This window comes from Nocardioides potassii (assembly GCF_021648885.1).
GTDB classification, from domain to species: domain Bacteria; phylum Actinomycetota; class Actinomycetes; order Propionibacteriales; family Nocardioidaceae; genus Nocardioides; species Nocardioides potassii.
On sequence record NZ_JAKJHZ010000005.1, the window covers coordinates 502,847 to 520,153 of the forward strand.

Annotated in this window: 17 protein-coding genes; all 17 read left to right on the forward strand. The window is 72.4% G+C overall.

Annotated elements, in window-relative coordinates; translation table 11 throughout:
* The first annotated feature begins 11 nt into the window (after positions 1 to 11).
* On the forward strand, positions 12 to 1,574 hold the full coding sequence (locus L2K70_RS06915) for a UDP-N-acetylmuramoyl-L-alanyl-D-glutamate--2,6-diaminopimelate ligase (RefSeq protein WP_308195747.1): 1,563 nt from the start codon (positions 12 to 14) through the stop codon (positions 1,572 to 1,574).
* Positions 1,571 to 2,968 (forward strand): UDP-N-acetylmuramoyl-tripeptide--D-alanyl-D-alanine ligase, encoded by a 1,398-nt coding sequence (locus L2K70_RS06920; protein ID WP_236400691.1) that lies wholly within the window; start codon positions 1,571 to 1,573, stop codon positions 2,966 to 2,968. The genes L2K70_RS06915 and L2K70_RS06920 overlap by 4 nt, the downstream gene beginning before the upstream one ends.
* Positions 2,965 to 4,077, forward strand: a complete 1,113-nt coding sequence (gene mraY, locus L2K70_RS06925; RefSeq protein ID WP_236400693.1) for a phospho-N-acetylmuramoyl-pentapeptide-transferase — start codon at positions 2,965 to 2,967, stop codon at positions 4,075 to 4,077. Before L2K70_RS06920 ends, mraY begins: the two co-directional genes overlap by 4 nt.
* The gene (gene murD / locus L2K70_RS06930) at positions 4,070 to 5,542 is read left to right on the forward strand and encodes a UDP-N-acetylmuramoyl-L-alanine--D-glutamate ligase (protein WP_236400694.1); all 1,473 of its coding nucleotides are present in this window, start codon (positions 4,070 to 4,072) and stop codon (positions 5,540 to 5,542) included. The genes mraY and murD overlap by 8 nt, the downstream gene beginning before the upstream one ends.
* Before the next feature lie 38 nt (positions 5,543 to 5,580).
* A complete protein-coding gene (ftsW, locus tag L2K70_RS06935; protein WP_236400696.1) occupies positions 5,581 to 6,870 on the forward strand; it encodes a putative lipid II flippase FtsW in 1,290 nt (429 codons plus the stop codon).
* A 10-nt stretch (positions 6,871 to 6,880) separates the two neighbouring features.
* Positions 6,881 to 7,960, forward strand: coding sequence for an undecaprenyldiphospho-muramoylpentapeptide beta-N-acetylglucosaminyltransferase (gene murG, locus L2K70_RS06940; protein WP_236400698.1), 1,080 nt, complete (start codon positions 6,881 to 6,883; stop codon positions 7,958 to 7,960).
* Positions 7,957 to 9,375, forward strand: a complete 1,419-nt coding sequence (gene murC / locus L2K70_RS06945) for a UDP-N-acetylmuramate--L-alanine ligase (protein WP_236400700.1) — start codon at positions 7,957 to 7,959, stop codon at positions 9,373 to 9,375. The genes murG and murC overlap by 4 nt, the downstream gene beginning before the upstream one ends.
* Positions 9,376 to 10,119, forward strand: coding sequence for a cell division protein FtsQ/DivIB (locus L2K70_RS06950; RefSeq protein WP_236400702.1), 744 nt, complete (start codon positions 9,376 to 9,378; stop codon positions 10,117 to 10,119).
* Between the two features lie 298 nt (positions 10,120 to 10,417).
* Positions 10,418 to 11,623, forward strand: a complete 1,206-nt coding sequence (gene ftsZ, locus L2K70_RS06955; protein ID WP_236400705.1) for a cell division protein FtsZ — start codon at positions 10,418 to 10,420, stop codon at positions 11,621 to 11,623.
* The gene (locus tag L2K70_RS06960; RefSeq protein ID WP_236400707.1) at positions 11,620 to 12,336 is read left to right on the forward strand and encodes a purine nucleoside phosphorylase YfiH/LACC1 family protein; all 717 of its coding nucleotides are present in this window, start codon (positions 11,620 to 11,622) and stop codon (positions 12,334 to 12,336) included. The genes ftsZ and L2K70_RS06960 overlap by 4 nt, the downstream gene beginning before the upstream one ends.
* Positions 12,329 to 13,033, forward strand: coding sequence for a YggS family pyridoxal phosphate-dependent enzyme (locus tag L2K70_RS06965; RefSeq protein WP_236400709.1), 705 nt, complete (start codon positions 12,329 to 12,331; stop codon positions 13,031 to 13,033). The genes L2K70_RS06960 and L2K70_RS06965 overlap by 8 nt, the downstream gene beginning before the upstream one ends.
* A 64-nt stretch (positions 13,034 to 13,097) precedes the next feature.
* A complete protein-coding gene (locus L2K70_RS06970; RefSeq protein ID WP_236400711.1) occupies positions 13,098 to 13,583 on the forward strand; it encodes a cell division protein SepF in 486 nt (161 codons plus the stop codon).
* A gap of 14 nt (positions 13,584 to 13,597) precedes the next feature.
* On the forward strand, positions 13,598 to 13,888 hold the full coding sequence (locus tag L2K70_RS06975) for a YggT family protein (RefSeq protein ID WP_236400714.1): 291 nt from the start codon (positions 13,598 to 13,600) through the stop codon (positions 13,886 to 13,888).
* 145 nt (positions 13,889 to 14,033) lie between these two features.
* Positions 14,034 to 14,780 carry a DivIVA domain-containing protein gene (locus L2K70_RS06980; protein ID WP_236400716.1) on the forward strand — a complete coding sequence of 249 codons (747 nt, stop codon included), beginning with the start codon at positions 14,034 to 14,036 and terminating at the stop codon, positions 14,778 to 14,780.
* Positions 14,781 to 14,946: 166 nt separating this feature from the next.
* Positions 14,947 to 15,801, forward strand: coding sequence for a TraR/DksA family transcriptional regulator (locus tag L2K70_RS21035; protein WP_268930184.1), 855 nt, complete (start codon positions 14,947 to 14,949; stop codon positions 15,799 to 15,801).
* Complete coding sequence (gene lspA / locus L2K70_RS06990; protein ID WP_236400718.1) at positions 15,774 to 16,355, forward strand: signal peptidase II; 582 nt, start codon at positions 15,774 to 15,776, stop codon at positions 16,353 to 16,355. The genes L2K70_RS21035 and lspA overlap by 28 nt, the downstream gene beginning before the upstream one ends.
* 4 nt (positions 16,356 to 16,359) lie before the next feature.
* Positions 16,360 to 17,298 carry an RluA family pseudouridine synthase gene (locus tag L2K70_RS06995; RefSeq protein ID WP_236400719.1) on the forward strand — a complete coding sequence of 313 codons (939 nt, stop codon included), beginning with the start codon at positions 16,360 to 16,362 and terminating at the stop codon, positions 17,296 to 17,298.
* Positions 17,299 to 17,307 lie beyond the last annotated feature (9 nt).

Here is a 17,307-nt window from a genome sequence, read left to right on the forward strand (position 1 = left end):
ACGCTCGACCGGTGAGTCCTGGCGAGTCCGTCATCGCCGCGCGTCCGCGGCACGTCGTCGCGACGTCGCTCGGCGACCTGGCCGACGGACTGGCCGACGGACTGGAGTCGGCGGTCACGGACGCGGGGCGCGACGTCCAGCGTCACGGCGACCTCGGCGTCGCCGTCACCGGCATCTCGCTCAGCACCGCGCGCACGCAGCCCGGTGACCTGTACGCCGCCCTGCCCGGCGCCCGCGCCCACGGGGCCGACTTCGTGGCAGAGGCGCTGGCGGCGGGTGCCGTCGGTGTGCTGACCGACCCCGCCGGCCTCGACCGGCTGCCCGCCGGCACCCCGGCCCTCGTCGTGCCCGAGCCGCGCCGCGTCCTCGGCCGCCTCGCCGCCACGATCTACGGCGACGCCGCCGAGCGGCTGCGGGTGATCGGGGTGACCGGCACCCAGGGCAAGACGACGACCACCCAGGTCCTCGAGCAGGGCCTCGCGGCGTCGGGCGTGACCGCGGCGGTCATCGGCACCGTCGGCACCCGGATCGCCGGCCAGGACGTCGCGACCGAGCTCACCACCCCGGAGGCGCCGGACCTCCACGGCCTGTTCGCCGTCATGGCGGAGCGCGGCGTGGACACCTGCGCGATGGAGGTCTCCAGCCACGCGCTGGTCCTCGGTCGCGTCGACGGGGTCGTCTTCGACGTGGCGACCTTCCTCAACCTCGGTCGCGACCACCTCGACTTCCACGAGGACGTCGACGACTACTTCGCCGCCAAGGCCAGCCTCTTCACGCCCGAGCGCGCCGCGGCCGGGCTGACCAACGTCGACGACGAGTTCGGCCGCCGGCTGCTCGACGTCGCGACCATCCCGATGTCGACGTACTCCTCACGGGGGGCCGACGCCGACTGGCGGGCCACCGACGTCGACCTGACCCCGACCGGAGCCACGTTCCGGGTGCTGGGGCCGGGGGTCGACGTACGCGCCGGGGTGCGGCTCCCGGGCGAGTTCAACGTGTCCAACGCGCTGGCCGCGATCGCGTCCGCGGCGCTCGCCGGGCTGGACCCGCAGCTCGTCGCCGACGGGATCGCCGGTGTGGGCGGCGTCCCCGGGCGCCTCGAGCCGGTGTCGTGCGGCCAGGACTTCACCGTCGTCGTCGACTACGCCCACAAGCCCGATGCCCTCGAGGCCGTGCTCGCGGCCCTCCGTCCGCTCACGTCCGGCCGGGTGATCGCGGTGATCGGCGCCGGAGGCGACCGCGACACCCTGAAGCGCCCGGTGATGGGCGAGATCGCCGCCCACGCGGCCGACGTGGTCGTGGTGACCGACGACAACCCGCGGTCCGAGGACCCCGCCGCCATCCGCGCAGCGGTGCTCGAGGGGGCCCGCCGCGGGCACGCGGAGGTGGTCGAGGTGGGCGACCGGCGGCTCGCGATCCGTGAGGCCGTACGGCGAGCACGCACCGGCGACGTCGTGCTGGTCGCCGGCAAGGGTCACGAGACCGGCCAGAAGGTCGGCTCGGTCGTGCACCCCTTCGACGACCGCGTGGTCGCCGCTGAGGAGATCCGTGCCGTGATGGGGGCGGCCCGATGATCGAGATGACGCTCGACGAGATCGCCGACGTCGTCGGTGGTGAGGCGCACGGCGAGGCGACGGTCACCGGCGGCGCCTTCCTCGACACCCGCACGCCCGAGGCCGGGGGCCTGTTCGTGGCGCTGGCGGGGGAGCGGGTCGACGGCCACGACTTCGCCGGCGCAGCCGGAGCCGCTGGCGCGGTCGCCGCGCTCGGCACCCGGCCCACCGACCTGCCGACCGTCGTCGTGCCCGACGTGACGGCAGCACTCGGCCGGCTCGCACGGCACGTCCTCGACCGACTGCCCGACACCGTCGTGCTCGCCATGACGGGCTCCCAGGGCAAGACCGGCACCAAGGACTACCTCGCCCACCTGCTCGCCGAGTCGGGCCCCACCGTCGCCACGCGCGGCAACTTCAACAACGAGCTCGGCGTGCCGCTCACCGTCCTGCGCGCCACGCCCGACACCCGCTACCTCGTCGTGGAGATGGGCGCCCGCGGCGTCGGGCACATCGCGCAGCTCTGCCAGATCGCGCCGCCGCACGTCGCGGCCGTCCTCAACGTCGGCACCGCCCACATCGGGGAGTTCGGCAGCCGTGAGGCGATCGCGCAGGCCAAGGGCGAGATCGTCGAGGCGCTCGGCCCCGACGGCACCGCCGTCCTCAACGCCGACGACGACCTGGTGGCCGCGATGGCGTCGCGCACGCGTGGGAGCGTGACGACGTTCGGCGCCCCGCCGGCCGACGTCGCCGTCAGCGACGTGACGGTCGACGAGCTCGGCCGGCAGTCGTTCGACGTCGTGCACCGGGGGTCCGGGGCCACCGTGCACCTCGCGCAGGTCGGCGCCTTCCAGTGGCGCAACGCCGCTGCGGCCGCAGCGATGGCCCTGGCCGCGGGCCTCGACCTCGACACGATCGCCGACTCCCTGGCCGACGCCGGCCCGGCCAGCCGCTGGCGGATGGAGCTCTCCGAGCGCGCCGACGGCCTCGTCGTGATCAACGACGCCTACAACGCCAACCCCGAGTCGGTCCGCGCCGCGCTCGAGACGCTGTCCGGCATCGGAGCCCGCAGCGGGCGTCGTACGGTCGCGGTGCTGGGCGAGATGCTCGAGCTGGGGGAGGGGGGCGCCGCCGCGCACACCGGCGTCGGCGAGTACGCCGTCGAGGTCGGCGTCGACGTCCTCGTGGCTGTCGGGCCCGTCGCCGCGGCGATCGCCCAGGGGTACGAGGCGTCAGGCGCGGAGAAGCCCGGTGTGGCCATCACCACGGCGGGGCGTGCCGAGGCGGCCGACTGGCTGCGGCACAATGTCTCGGCTGCAGATGTCGTCCTGGTGAAGGCATCACGGGGGGCCGCGCTGGAAGCGATCGCCGAAGAGCTCCTCGTCATCGAGGGGGAAGGGAGCAGCACCACATGAGAGCCATCCTGTTCGGAGGCGGACTCTCGTTGCTGATCTCCCTGCTCGGCACCCGCTACGCGATCCGCTTCTTCACCCGGCAGGGCTTCGGCCAGCCGATCCGTGACGACGGACCCACCACGCACCACGTGAAGCGCGGGACCCCGACGATGGGCGGCGCGGTCGTCGTCCTCGCGACCGTGGTGGGCTACTTCGCCGCCAAGCTGATCACCGGCCAGGCCCCCACGGCCTCCGCGCTGCTCCTGATCTTCCTGCTGGTGGGCCTGGGGGTCGTCGGGTTCCTCGACGACTTCCTCAAGGTGAGCCGCCAGCACAGCACCGGCCTGCGCAGCCGCGCCAAGATGATCGGCCAGACCGTCGTCGCCGTGGTCTTCGGCGTGCTGGCGCTGTCGCCGTGGCTGGAGGACGAGCGCGGCTGGCGTCCCGCCTCGGACCACATCTCGTTCATCCGCGACTACGACCGCTTCGCCCTGCCCGCCGTGCTGGCGCTGCTGCTGATCTGGTTCGTCGTCACCGGTTTCAGCAACGCGGTCAACCTCGCCGACGGGCTCGACGGCCTCGCGGCCGGCTCGTCGCTGTTCATCTTCGGCGCCTACACGCTCGTGAACATCTGGCAGAACAGCCAGTCCTGCGCCCTCGAGGCCGGGCCGAAGTGCTACGAGGTCCGCGACCCGCTCGACCTCGCCGTCGTCGCCGCCGCGCTCACCGGCGCGTGCTTCGGCTTCCTGTGGTGGAACGCCTCGCCGGCCCAGATCATCATGGGCGACACCGGCTCGCTCGCCCTGGGCGGCGCGATGGCGGGCCTGGCGATCATGACCCGCACCGAGCTGCTGCTCGTCGTCATCGGCGGCCTGTTCGTGGCGATCACGCTGTCGGTGATGATCCAGGTGTCCGTCTTCAAGCTCAGCCGGGCGAGCGGGCTGTTCCGGAGCATCTTCCGCGTCCAGCCCGGGCACCGCGTCTTCCGGATGACCCCCCTGCACCACCACTTCGAGATGCTCGGCTGGGAGCAGGTCACCATCGTGATCCGGTTCTGGATCGTGACCGGCCTCGCCGTGGCCACCGGCCTGGGCATCTTCTATGCCGAGTGGGTCGCCGGCGTTGGATAGGGATCGCATCGACGACCTCGGTCGCACGAGCGACTGGTCCGGCGTCCGCGTCGTCGTGGCGGGCTTCGGGGTCTCCGGCTACGCCGCCGCCGACAACCTGCTCTTCCTCGGGGCCGAGGTGACCGCGCTCGACGACGCCACCAGCGAGGCGAAGGTGGAGAAGGCCGAGCTGCTCCGGACGCTCGGTGCGACCGTGCGCCTCGAGCCGGGTGCCACCGCCGTGCTCCCGGACGACGTCGACCTCGTGGTCACCTCGCCGGGCTGGAAGCCGACCTCGCCGCTGCTCGCGCAGGCCGTCGAGCGAGGGGTCCCCGTGTGGGGGGAGGTCGAGCTCGCCTGGCGGCTGCGCGACCCGGACAGCCCGGCGCCCTGGCTGTGCGTCACCGGCACCAACGGCAAGACCACGACCGTCCAGATGCTGCAGTCGATCCTCTTGGCGGCCGGCCTGCGTGCCGCCGCGGTCGGCAACGTCGGGCTGCCGATCGTCGAGGCCGTGATGGACCCCGAGCCCTACGACGTCCTGGCCGTGGAGCTGTCCAGCTTCCAGCTCCACTACACCCACTCGATGTCGGCCGAGGCGGCCGCCGTGCTCAACATCGCCGAGGACCACCTCGACTGGTACGACGGACCCGACGGGATGCGCGACTACGCCGCCGACAAGGCCCGCATCTACGAGCGGGTGCAGCGCGCGTGCGTCTACAACCTCGCCGACGCGGCCACCGAGGAGATGGTCCGCGAGGCCGACGTCGTCGAGGGGGCGCGCGCGGTCGGCTTCACCCTCGGCACGCCCGCCAGCGGCGACGTGGGCATCGTCGAGGACCTGCTCGTGGACCGCGCCTTCATCGAGGGCCGCGCGACGAGCGCCGCCGAGCTCTGCACCCTCGACGAGCTCGCCTCGCAGGCCCCCCACTTCGTCGCCAACGCCCTGGCCGCCGCCGCGCTGGCACGCGCCCACGGCGTGAGCCAGCAGGCGGTCCGCGACGGGTTGCGCAGCTTCCGTCCCGACGGGCACCGCATCGCGCTCGTCGCGGAGCACGACGGGATCACGTGGGTCGACGACTCCAAGGCCACGAACCCCCACGCGGCGCAGTCCTCCCTGACGGCGTACGACGACGTGGTGTGGGTCGCCGGCGGGCTGGCGAAGGGCGCGCGCTTCGACGACCTCGTCGCGGCGACCCGCGAGCGGCTCCGCGGGGTCGTGCTGCTCGGCCGCGACCGCCAGGTCATCGCGGACGCTCTTTCGCGACACGCGCCCGATGTGCCCGTCATCGATGTGGGCGCCGACGAGACTGGTGACCCGATGGAGCGGGTGGTCGACGCTGCCGCCGGGCTCGCCAGGTCCGGTGACACGGTGCTGCTGGCACCGGGCTGCGCCTCCATGGACATGTTCGCCAGCTACGCCCACCGCGGCGAGGAGTTCGCGGACGCCGTACGCCGCAGGATCGCCCGCAGCACAGACACCTGAGCCCGACAGCCACCGACGTCCCGAGGGGAGCGCGACCCGTGACCACCGCGAACCCCGAGGACGTCGCGACCGGAGCAGCGGCCGGACCGAGCTGGTGGCGCTCACGGCGTGAGGCGGTGGCCCGGCTCCTGGACCCCTACCTGTCCGGCTGGCGCTCGCTGCGCGGTGCGCTCGACAAGCCGCTCGCCTCCTACTACCTGCTGCTCGGTGCGTCGGCCCTGCTGCTCACCATCGGCGTCATCATGGTGCTGAGCGCGTCGAGCGTGCGGGCCTACCTGACCTACGACGACTCCTACGCCGTGGTGAAGAAGCAGCTGCTGTGGGTGGCCATCGGCCTGCCGTGCGCCTGGGTCGCCTCGCGCCTCCCGATCCGGCACATCCGGCGGCTCGCCTACCCCGGGTTCATCTTCGCGCTGGCGCTGCTCGCCCTCGTCGCGAGGTTCGGCGTCTACGTCAACGGCAACAAGAACTGGCTGGCCGTCGGCCCGTTCACGATGCAGCCGGCCGAGGTCGCCAAGCTCGCGATCATCATCTGGGCCGCCAACATCTACGCCCACAAGGAGCGCCGCCTCCGCGAGCTCCACCACCTGCTGGTGCCCGTGGTGCCCGGCCTGATGGCCGTGATCGGGCTCGTCCTCGTCGGGCGCGACCTCGGTACGGCGATGGTCCTGGGCCTGATCATGCTCGGCATGCTCTGGGTGGTCGGTGCCCCCATGCGACTCTTCGCGCTGAGCCTGTCGGTCCTCGGTGCCGCCGCCGTCGCGCTGGCGGCGATGGACCCCGAGCGGCTCAACCGCATCACGCACTTCTCCGACCCGTTCAAGGACTACACCGACGCGGGCTGGCAGCCGGCCCACGGACTCTTCGCGCTGTCGAGCGGCGGCTGGTTCGGACAGGGGATCGGCGCCTCCCAGCAGAAGTGGGGCGACCTGCCCGAGGCGCACACCGACTTCATCTTCGCGGTGCTGGGCGAGGAGCTCGGCCTGGTCGGCACGTTGCTCGTGATCGGCCTGTTCTTCACGATCGCCTACGCCGCCATCCGCGTCGCGCTGAGCACGAAGGACCCCTTCGTCCGCTACGCCACCTTCGGGGTCATCGTCTGGCTGCTCGGCCAGATGATGATCAACGTCGGGATGGTGCTCGCCGTCCTGCCCGTCATCGGCATCCCGCTGCCCATCGTCTCCTACGGCGGATCGGCGCTGCTGCCGTCGCTCGTGGCCCTCGGGATGATCATCGGTTTCGCGCGCCGCGAGCCGGAGGCCGCGGCCGCACTGGCGGCTCGCCGTCGCAACCGCTCCGCCGGTCTCGCTGCGCACACCCACCACTAACATCGAGCCGATGCGCGTCCTTCTCGCCGGCGGCGGTTCTGCCGGCCACACCTCGCCCCTGCTCGCCACGGCCGACGCCCTGCGCCGGCTCGACCCCACGACCGGGATCACCTGCCTCGGCACGCGCGAGGGCCTCGAGGCGCGGCTCGTCCCGGAGGCCGGCCTTCCCCTCGAGTACATCCCCCGCGTCCCCCTCCCGCGTCGCCCCGGATCCGACCTGCTCCGGGTGCCGACCCGGTTGCGCGCCGCCCGCGCGGCCGCCCTCGAGGTGGTCGACCGTGTGCGTCCCGACGTCGTCGTCGGCTTCGGCGGCTACGTCTCGGTCCCGGCCTACCTCGCCGCCCGCACGCGCAGGGTCCCGATCGTGGTGCACGAGGGCAACGCCATCCCCGGCATCGCCAACAAGCTCGGGGCCCGCATGACGCGCCACGTCGCGACGAGCTTCCCCGACACCGACCTGCCCCACGCCGTCTGGACCGGTCTTCCGATCCGGCGGCTCGTCTCGACCCTCGACCGGGCAGCGCTGCGCGCCGAGGCACTCGCGACGTTCGGCCTGCGCGACGACCGGCCGGTCCTCATGGTGACCGGCGGCTCCCAGGGGGCTGCCCGGATCAACGCGGCCGTCTCGGGTGCCGCCGCCGACCTCGCCACCGCCGGTGTCCAGGTCCTCCACATCGTCGGGCCGAAGCACGAGCTCGTCGTGGACCAGGGCGACACCCCCTACGTGGTCCTGCCCTACGTCGACCGCATGGACCTCGCCTACGCCGCCGCCGACGCCGTGCTCTGCCGCGCCGGCAGCAACACCGTCACCGAGGTCTCCGGTGTCGGCCTGCCGGCGATCTACGTGCCGCTGCCGATCGGCAACGGCGAGCAGGCCCTCAACGCGCGCCCGGTCGTCGACGCCGGCGGCGGGCTGCTCGTGGCCGACGCCGCGCTCACGCCCGAGTGGGTGGCGGCCAGCGTCCCGGGGCTCCTGACCGACGAGGCGCGGCTCGCCGCGATGGGCGCTGCCGCACGGGGCGTGATCGCGCTGGACGCCGACGACAAGCTCGCCCGCATCGTCGTCGACGCCGCGAGGACCGCGTCGTGAAGATCCCCGTCCCCGACGAGGTCCTGCCCGCCGCCGACCTGGGCCGGGTCCACTGCGTCGGCATCGGTGGCGCCGGGATCTCGGCCATCGCCCGCATCATGGCCCGCCGCGGCATCCCCGTGACCGGCAGCGACGACCACGACACCCCGTTCCTGCCCGCGCTCCGCGAGCTCGGCGTGACCTGCCACCTCGGCTACGACGCCGACCACGTCGGCGACGCCGACACCCTGGTCGTCACCACCGCTGCCCGCGACGACAACCCCGAGGTGCTCGAGGCCCGCCGCCGCGGCCTGCGGGTGCTGCCCCGGTCGGCTGGGCTGGCCTCGGTGATGGTGGGGTCGCGGGTGCTGGCCGTCGCCGGGACCCACGGCAAGACGACGACCACCGGGCTGCTGACCTCCGCCCTGCTCGCCGCCGGCACCGATCCGTCGTACGCCGTCGGGGGCGTGCTGACCGCGACCGGTCGCAACGCCGATGCCGGCAGCGACGACCTCTTCGTCGCCGAGGCCGACGAGAGCGACGGCGCCTTCCTGCACTACCGCCCCCACGCGGCGATCGTCACCAACGTCGAGGCCGACCACCTCGACACGTGGGGGACCGAGGAGGCCTACCGGCAGGCCTTCGCCGACTTTGTCGCCACGATCGACCCGGACGGCTTCGTCGTCTGCGTCCTCGACGACCCCGGTGCCGCCGACCTCGCCGAGACGGCGCGGGCGCGAGGGCTCGACGTCGTCACCGTGGGGGAGTCGGACGGAGCCGACCTCCGCATCCACGACCTCGTGCTCGACGGCTCGACGTCGACCTGCCGGATCAGCCGGGCGGGCAGCGACCTCGGCGAGCTGCGGCTGCGGATCCCCGGACGCCACTACGTCCTCGACGCCGTCGCCGCCCTCGCGATGGGCCTGCGGCTCGGGCTCTCCTTCGACGCGCTGGCCGACGGCCTCGCCGGCTTCACCGGCACGGGTCGCCGGATGGAGCTCAAGGGCGAGGCGGCCGGCGTGCGCGTCTACGACTCCTACGCCCACCACCCCGTCGAGATCCGCGGGGACCTCGAGGCCGCGCGCGCGCTCGCCGCTGACGGACGCGTCGTCGCGGCGTTCCAGCCGCACCTGGTCTCGCGCACCCGGATCTTCGGCGAGGCGATGGGCGTCGCGCTCGGTGGCGCCGACGAGGTCGTCGTGCTCGACGTCTACGTCGCCCGCGAGGACCCCGACCCCGAGGTCACCGGCCACCTCGTCGCACGCGCCGTGCCGCTGCCGGCCGAGCACGTGACGTACGTCGACGGGCTCGGCGCCGCGGCCCAGGTGCTGGCCGAGCGCGCCCGCCCGGGCGACCTGGTGATCACCCTCGGCGCGGGCGACATCACGACGGTCGGTCCGCGGGTGCTCGACCTGCTCGAGCCGGGCGGTGCCTGAGTGGATCCGGAGGACCGCGCCGGGCGGCGCACCCGTCGCCGCTTCGCGCGCCGGCAGTGGGCCCGCCGGTGGCTCTCGCTGCGCTACGTGCTCGCGGCGGTGGTGCTCGTCGGACTCGTGGGCACCGCGGTCTGGCTGGTGTTCTTCTCCACCACCCTGCAGGTGAAGCGGGTCGAGGTGGTCGGCAACCAGCTGCTCAGCGACGGCCGGATCCGCGAGGTCGCCGAGGTGCCGCTGGGGGAGCCCCTCGCCCTCGTCGACCTCAGTCGCGCCGACGCGCGCGTGGGGGCGCTCGCCGAGGTGAGGTCGGTCGACGTGACCCGCACCTGGCCCGACGGCGTACGGATCGAGGTCGTCGAGCGCACCCCGGTCGCCGTGGTCGAGCTCGGTGGCCGGCTGCGCGGGCTCGACGCCGACGGCGTGGTGTTCCGCGAGTACCGGAAGGCGCCGCCCGGCATGCCGCGGGTGCGCCCCGGCAGCGCGGCCGGCACCGACGCGCTCAAGGAGGCCGCCACCGTCGTCGCGGCGCTCCCCGAGGACCTGGCCGCCCGCGTCGACCACGTCGAGGTCGAGACCGTCGACCAGATCACCCTCGCGCTGCGCGACGGACGCCAGGTGCTGTGGGGGAGTGCGGAGGAGTCCGCCCTCAAGGCCGAGGTCGTCGACAAGCTGCTCGCTGCGCAGAAGGCGCCGTTCTACGACGTCAGCGTCCCCGGCAACCCGACGTACCGCACCACGCCCTGACCTCGCGCTGCGTCGCCGGCGCACGCGAGCGGTGCGTGAGGCGGCTCTCGAGCCCGGGAAACCCGCCTCACCCACCGCCGGTCCGGCGTGTCGCCGAGAACGGCGACGGTCCGCTGCCTACTGTCGTGACCACGACGAGGTTGACATAACTATAACCCTCAGGCTGACGGTTAAGGTTTCGGCGGCACGGAGGGTGGCACCGGATCTCGTTCCTTCCCCGAACTCCCAGCATTCCTCCACATCTCTTCATCTCTTCACCTCTTCAGACCTGTAGTCCTCTCAAGGAAGGCCCCGTGCCGTGGCAGCAGCGCAGAACTACCTGGCGATCATCAAGGTCGTGGGCATCGGTGGTGGTGGCGTCAACGCCGTCAACCGGATGATCGAGGTCGGCCTCAAGGGCGTCGAGTTCATCGCGATCAACACCGACGCCCAGGCACTCCTCATGAGCGACGCCGACGTCAAGCTCGACATCGGCCGCGAGCTCACCCGCGGCCTCGGTGCCGGCGCCAACCCCGAGGTGGGTGCCAAGGCGGCCGAGGACCACGCGGACGAGATCGAGGAGGTCCTCAAGGGCGCCGACATGGTGTTCGTGACGGCCGGCGAGGGTGGCGGCACCGGCACCGGCGGCGCGCCCGTCGTGGCGCGCATCGCCCGCTCGCTGGGCGCGCTCACCATCGGTGTCGTGACGCGGCCCTTCGCCTTCGAGGGCCGTCGCCGGGCCAACTCCGCGGAGGAGGGCATCAGCCAGCTCCGCGAGGAGGTCGACACCCTCATCGTGATCCCCAACGACCGGCTGCTGTCGATCACCGACCGCAGCGTGTCGATCCTCGACGCCTTCAAGCAGGCCGACCAGGTGCTGCTGCAGGGTGTCTCCGGCATCACGGACCTGATCACCACCCCGGGCCTGATCAACCTCGACTTCGCCGACGTGAAGTCGGTGATGGCCAACGCCGGCTCCGCCCTGATGGGCATCGGCTCGGCGCGGGGCGAGGACCGCGCGGTGGCCGCCGCCGAGATGGCCGTCTCGAGCCCGCTGCTCGAGGCGAGCATCGAGGGCGCGCACGGCGTCCTGCTCTCCATCGCCGGTGGCTCGGACCTCGGCCTGTTCGAGATCAACGAGGCGGCCGCGCTCGTGTCGCAGGCCGCGCACGCCGAGGCCAACATCATCTTCGGCGCGACGATCGACGACGCGCTGGGCGACGAGGTGCGCGTGACGGTGATCGCCGCGGGCTTCGACGGCGGGATGCCCAAGCGCCGCTCCGACGGCAACGTGCTCCGGCAGAGCCAGCCGGCGCAGACCCAGGAGCAGACGCGCGCGGCTGCCCAGCAGATCGCGTCCAAGGCAGCCGCCCCGGCGGCTCCCGCCAAGGCGGCCGACCAGGCACCGGCTCCGACCTTCGCGCCGTCGTCCTCGGACTCCCCGGCCCCGGCGGCCCAGCCGCGGCAGGCCCGGCAGGTGCAGTTCGACGACGACGACCTGGACGTGCCCGACTTCCTGAAGTGATTGCCCCTGACGCGGCGGGCGTCCTGCGCCACCGCGACCGGATCGAAGGCGGCCTCGTGATCGAGGTCGCCTTCACCGACGTCTCGCTCAGCCTCGGCGACGCCGCTGCGGCGGACGAACGCGCCGATGCCCTGGGCCGGGTCAGGCAGGCGACCGGTGCCGTCCCCGTCCTGATGCACCAGGTGCACGGAGCGCACGTCGAAAGGATCGACGATCGGCGCACGAGCGGCCCCGTCGCGGCCGACGCCATGGTCACCGACCAGTCGGGCGTCGCCCTGCTGGCCCGCGCGGCCGACTGCGTGCCCGTCCTGCTGGCCGATCCCACGACGGGGTGGATCGCTGCCGTGCACAGCGGACGACCCGGGCTCGCTGCCGGAGTCGTCCCGGCGGCGGTCGCCGCCGTGCGCGAGCACGGGGGAGACCCGACCGTGGCCTGGATCGGGCCCCACGTCTGCGGTGCCTGCTACGAGGTGCCCGCCGACTTGCAGGACGAGGTCGCCGCCGGCGTGCCGGAGGCGCGCTCGACGACGTCGTGGGGCACGCCCGCCCTCGACCTCGGCGCGGGGGTGCGCGCCCAGCTGGCCTCCGCCGGCGTCACCGACGTCCGGGAGGTCGGTGCGTGCACGCGCGAGGACGAGAGCTGGCCCTCCTACCGCCGCGACGGCGCCGCCGCCACGCGCTTCGCCGGAGTCATCTGGAGCCACCGTGGGTGACGACCGCCGCCGCGACGAGCTCGCCGCCAACCTCGACGCCGTACGACGTCGCATCGCCGACGCCTGCGACGACGCGGGGCGACCGGACGACGTGCACCTGGTCGTCGTCACCAAGTTCTTCCCCGCCTCCGACGTCCGGCTGCTCGCGGACCTCGGCGTGACCGACGTCGGCGAGAACCGTCACCAGGAGGCCGAGGCCAAGGCGGCCGAGTGCGCCGACCTCGGGCTGCGGTGGCACTTCATCGGCGGCCTCCAGTCCAACAAGGCGTCCGCCGTGGCGTCCTACGCCGACGTGGTGGAGTCGGTCGACCGAGCCAAGCTCGTCGGCCCACTCTCGCGCGGCGCGCACGGTCGCGGTCACGAGGTCGACGTCCTGGTCCAGGTCAGCCTGGACCGGCCCGGGGCCGACGGGCGCGCAGGCGCGGACCCCGCCGACCTCGACGACCTCGCGCGACGGGTGCGGGATGCGGGCATGCTGCGGCTGCGCGGCCTGATGGCCGTCGCGCCGCTGGGGGAGGACGCCGACGAGGCCTTCGCCCGGCTCGCGTCCGTGCACGCGGACCTGCTGTCGCAGCACCCCGAGGCGACCGTGCTGTCTGCGGGGATGAGTGGCGACCTGGAGGCGGCCATCAGGCACGGCGCGACACACGTGCGTGTCGGGTCCGCGGTCCTCGGTCCGAGGCCTCAGGTCAAGTAATGTCGACAACGTCTCACCCGGCGCCCGAACACCCGGACGCCCTGTCTAGCGGAGGACAACAGTCATGAGCGGCGCGATGAGGAAGATCGGCGAGTACCTCGGCCTGCTCGAGGACACCGGCCACTACGACGACTACGACGGCGACATGGAGACCTCGACCCACGACGCCGTCGACCAGCGTCCGGTCGCGCGCGACCGACGCCCTGCCCCTGTGTCCGACCTCGCCGAGCGTCGCCGTCCGGCGGCGGTCCAGACAGGAGTCGTGGCCGAGTTGAGCCGCATCACCACCCTGCACCCCCGCAACTACAACGAGGCCCGTCTCGTCGGTGAGAACTACCGCGACGGCACGCCCGTGATCATGAACCTCAGCGAGATGGACGACAACGACGCCAAGCGCCTCGTCGACTTCGCCGCCGGCCTGATCTTCGCGACCCGTGGCTCGATCGAGCGGGTGACCAACAAGGTCTTCCTGCTCTCCCCGCCCCACGTCACGGTGTCGGCCGAGGACAAGGAGCGGATCGCCGAGGACGGGTTCTTCAACCAGAGCTGAGGCAGTCTTTCCCTGTGTACGCCTTCGGCCTGACGCTCTACTACATCCTCTTCTTCTTCATCGCGCTGCTCTGGATCCGCTTCATCGTGGACTGGGTCCAGGTCTTCGCGCGGCGCTGGGAGCCGCACGGCCCGTTGCTCGTCGCGCTCGAAGGGGTCTACACCGCGACCGATCCGCCGATCGTGGCGCTGCGGCGGGTCATCCCGCCGCTGCGCATCGGCTCGGTCGCCCTCGACCTGAGCTTCCTGCTGGTGATGGTGACAGCATGGTTGCTGCTCAACGTCGTCGCCACCGTGTTCCTGTGAACTGACGGGCGGGCGTCGTACGACGTCCCGCCCGAGCACTGCCCGAACCACCCGCCACACGGGTCACTGTGCTGGTCGAGTCGACGGGCGCTATTGTCTCTGAGAGCCAGAGCCACGTGAGATTCGAAGAAAGATTGGTGAGGTCATGCCGCTGACGCCTGAGGACGTGAGCAACAAGCGCTTTACGCCTGTCCGGCTCCGTGAGGGCTACGACATGGGCGAGGTGGACCAGTTCCTCGACGAGGTCGAGGCCGAGCTCGCGCGGCTCACCAAGGACAACGAGGACCTGCGCGCGAAGCTCTCCGCGGCCCAGTCCGGCGGTGGATCGTCCGCACCCGCGCCGGTGTCGTTCGCCGCCCCGGAGCGCGAGCCCGAGCCCGAGCCCGAGCCGGAGCCCGAGCCCGAGCCCGTCGCCGTGGCCCCCGTCGCCGCGGAGCAGCCGCCGGTCCGTACAGTCGCCGACGCGTCCAACGCCGCCGCGCGCCTGCTCGAGATCGCCACCCGCAACGCCGACGAGCTCGTCGAGGACGCCAAGAACGAGGCCGACCGCATCGTCGGCGCCGCGCGCACCAAGGCCGAGCGCCTCGAGGCCGAGTCCAAGTCCAAGGCCGACCGCATGGAGGCGGACGCCCGCCAGCGCTCGCAGATGCTCGACTCGGAGACGGCCGAGCGTCGCCAGCAGATGTTCGGTGACCTGGAGAAGGAGCGCGACAAGCTCAACGGCGACGTGGAGACGCTGCGCCAGTTCGAGCGCGAGTACCGCTCGCGCCTCAAGACCTACTTCACCCAGCAGCTGGAGGCGCTGTCCAACGGCAGCGACAGCCAGGCGCCGGCGGAGACCGGACCGGGCCCCAAGCGCCTGCGCTCGGTGCTCGGCGACGACGAGGGCTGAGGCCTCCCGCACCACCCGCACGTACGCTCGGCACGAGACGGTCACCCATCCGGGTGGCCGTTCTCGCATTTCGGCGAGCCGAGGTTGGCCTGCCCAAGAGCAGCGGATACCCTCCCTGCGACCGTGTGGCTCGAGCCACACCCAGAGTGTGCGGAGGCCCTCGGACATGGCAGGCACCACGCGTAAGTCCCTCGCCGGCTCTGCTGCTGCGGTCGCGAAGCGGGTCATCGGTCGACGCTCGGCTTCGTCGTCCACCTCCACCGACGAGCCCGCTCCCGCGAAGAAGGCTCCTGCGAAGAAGGCTCCTGCGAAGAAGGCTCCTGCGAAGAAGACCCCGGCCACGAAGGCCGCGCCGGCCAAGAAGGCCCCCGCGACGAAGGCCGCGCCGGCCAAGAAGGCGCCGGCGAAGAAGACCCCGGCCACGAAGGCTGCGCCGGCGAAGAAGGCCCCCGCGACTAAGGCCGCGCCGGCCAAGAAGGCGCCGGCGAAGAAGGCCACCGCCACGAAGAAATCCACCCAGACCTCGGCCACGAAGACGTCGGCCACCACCACCGCTCCTGCGAAGAAGGCAACCTCCGTGAACAGCTCGGCACCCGCGAAGAAGGCAGCACCCAAGAAGGCCACGCCGGCCAAGCTCGTCGTGCTCGACGGCGAGGACGCCTGGACCCGCAGCGAGCTCAACGAGGTCGTCAAGGAGCTCAACGAGCACCGCGACCGCCTCACCGCCTCGATCGACCAGGCGGAGGAGGAGCTCTCCCGCCTCATGCGCGACGCCGGCGACGGCGCGGGCCACGACCAGGCCGACGTCGGTGCGACCAGCTTCGAGCGCGACCACGAGCTCACCGTGCTGGCCAAGGAGAAGGAGACGCTCGGCCAGCTCGACACGGCTCTCGCCCACATCGACGACGGCACCTACGGCGTCTGCGACTCCTGCGGCAACCCCATCGGCAAGAATCGGTTGATGGCGGTGCCCCATGCCACACTGTGCATGTCATGCAAGCAGCGCGAGGAGCGTCGCTGAACCCCAGCGACACGGAGGGCCACGGCCCGTCCCGGCGGCGCCTCGACGCACGTCTGGTGTTCGCGGCGGTCGCCGTGCTGGCCTATGTCGCCGACCTCGGGTCGAAGCAGTGGGCCCTGTCGGCGCTGGTCGACGGAGACAAGCCGTTGGTCGGTGACTGGTTCACGCTGCACCTGACCTTCAACCCGGGCGCTGCGTTCAGCACCGGCACCGACTTCACCGTCGTCTTCACCGCACTGGCGATGGTCGCTGTGGTGGTCGTCCTCTGGCTGGGCCGGCGGGTCCGCAGCACCGGTTGGGCGCTGGCGTTCGGTCTGCTGCTCGGAGGCGTGTCGGGCAACCTCACCGACCGCCTCGTGCGCGACCCCGAGCCGTTCCACGGCCACGTCGTGGACTTCCTGATGCTGCCCAACTGGCCGGTGTTCAACATCGCCGACGTCTGCATCAACGTCGCGGCGGGCCTGATCATCCTCCAGACCTTCCGCGGTGTGCGCCTCGACGGCAGCCGCGACTCCGACCACAGCACCGATGCCTCGGGTGCGACACGGGCTTGAGCCGATGACGACGCACACCGAGCAGCGCACGGTCTTCGTGCCCGACGGCCTGGCCGGCGAGCGCGTGGACGCCGCGATGGCGCGGATGTTCGGGTTCTCTCGCACCAAGGCGGCCGACCTGATCTCGCGCGGCCTGGTCCAGGTCGACGGCGCCGACGTCGGCAAGAGCGACCGCGTCCACGGCGGCGCGATGCTCGACGTGACCATCCCCGCCGAGCGCGACCCGCTCGAGGTGAGGGCCGAGGTCGTCGAGGGGATCCGCATCATCCACGACGACGACGCCATCGTCGTGATCGACAAGCCCGTCGGCGTCGCCGTACATCCCTCCCCGGGGTGGCGCGGCCCGACCGTCGTCGGCCACCTCGCCGGCGCGGGCTACCGCATCTCCACGTCCGGTGCGAAGGAGCGCGAGGGGATCGTCCAGCGCCTCGACGTCGGCACGTCCGGCGTGATGGTCATCGCCAAGTCCGAGCACGCCTACTCGGTGCTCAAGAACGCCTTCCGCCACCGCACGGTCGACAAGACCTACCACGCGCTCGTGCAGGGCCACCCCGATCCGCTCTCCGGGACCGTCGACGCACCCATCGGCCGGCACCCCGCGCACGACTACAAGTTCGCGGTGATGGCGGACGGCCGCCACAGCGTCACCCACTACGAGACGCTCGAGGCCCACCGCTTCGCGAGCCTGCTCGAGATCCACCTCGAGACCGGCCGCACGCACCAGATCCGGGTGCACATGAGTGCCCTCAAGCACCCGTGCGTCGGCGACCTCACCTACGGCGCCGACCCCACCCTGGCCAAGCGGGTCGGGCTCGAGCGCCAGTGGCTGCACGCGATGCGCCTCGGCTTCGAGCACCCCGAGTCGGGGGACCACGTGACCTACGAGTCGAGCTACCCCGACGACCTCGCCCACGCGCTCGAGGTGGTCCGGGATGCCCACTGACGGTCCTGC

What these genes read in the sequence shown, in the direction of transcription:
- L2K70_RS06920 (WP_236400691.1), top strand. Translation starts at nt 1,571, where the DNA reads ATGATCGAGATGACGCTCGACGAGATCGCCGACGTCGTCGGTGGTGAG.
- mraY (WP_236400693.1), top strand. Translation starts at nt 2,965, where the DNA reads ATGAGAGCCATCCTGTTCGGAGGCGGACTCTCGTTGCTGATCTCCCTG.
- murG (WP_236400698.1), top strand. Translation starts at nt 6,881, where the DNA reads ATGCGCGTCCTTCTCGCCGGCGGCGGTTCTGCCGGCCACACCTCGCCC.
- L2K70_RS06970 (WP_236400711.1), top strand. Translation starts at nt 13,098, where the DNA reads ATGAGCGGCGCGATGAGGAAGATCGGCGAGTACCTCGGCCTGCTCGAG.
- L2K70_RS06980 (WP_236400716.1), top strand. Translation starts at nt 14,034, where the DNA reads ATGCCGCTGACGCCTGAGGACGTGAGCAACAAGCGCTTTACGCCTGTC.
- L2K70_RS21035 (WP_268930184.1), top strand. Translation starts at nt 14,947, where the DNA reads ATGGCAGGCACCACGCGTAAGTCCCTCGCCGGCTCTGCTGCTGCGGTC.
- lspA (WP_236400718.1), top strand. Translation starts at nt 15,774, where the DNA reads ATGCAAGCAGCGCGAGGAGCGTCGCTGAACCCCAGCGACACGGAGGGC.
- L2K70_RS06995 (WP_236400719.1), top strand. Translation starts at nt 16,360, where the DNA reads ATGACGACGCACACCGAGCAGCGCACGGTCTTCGTGCCCGACGGCCTG.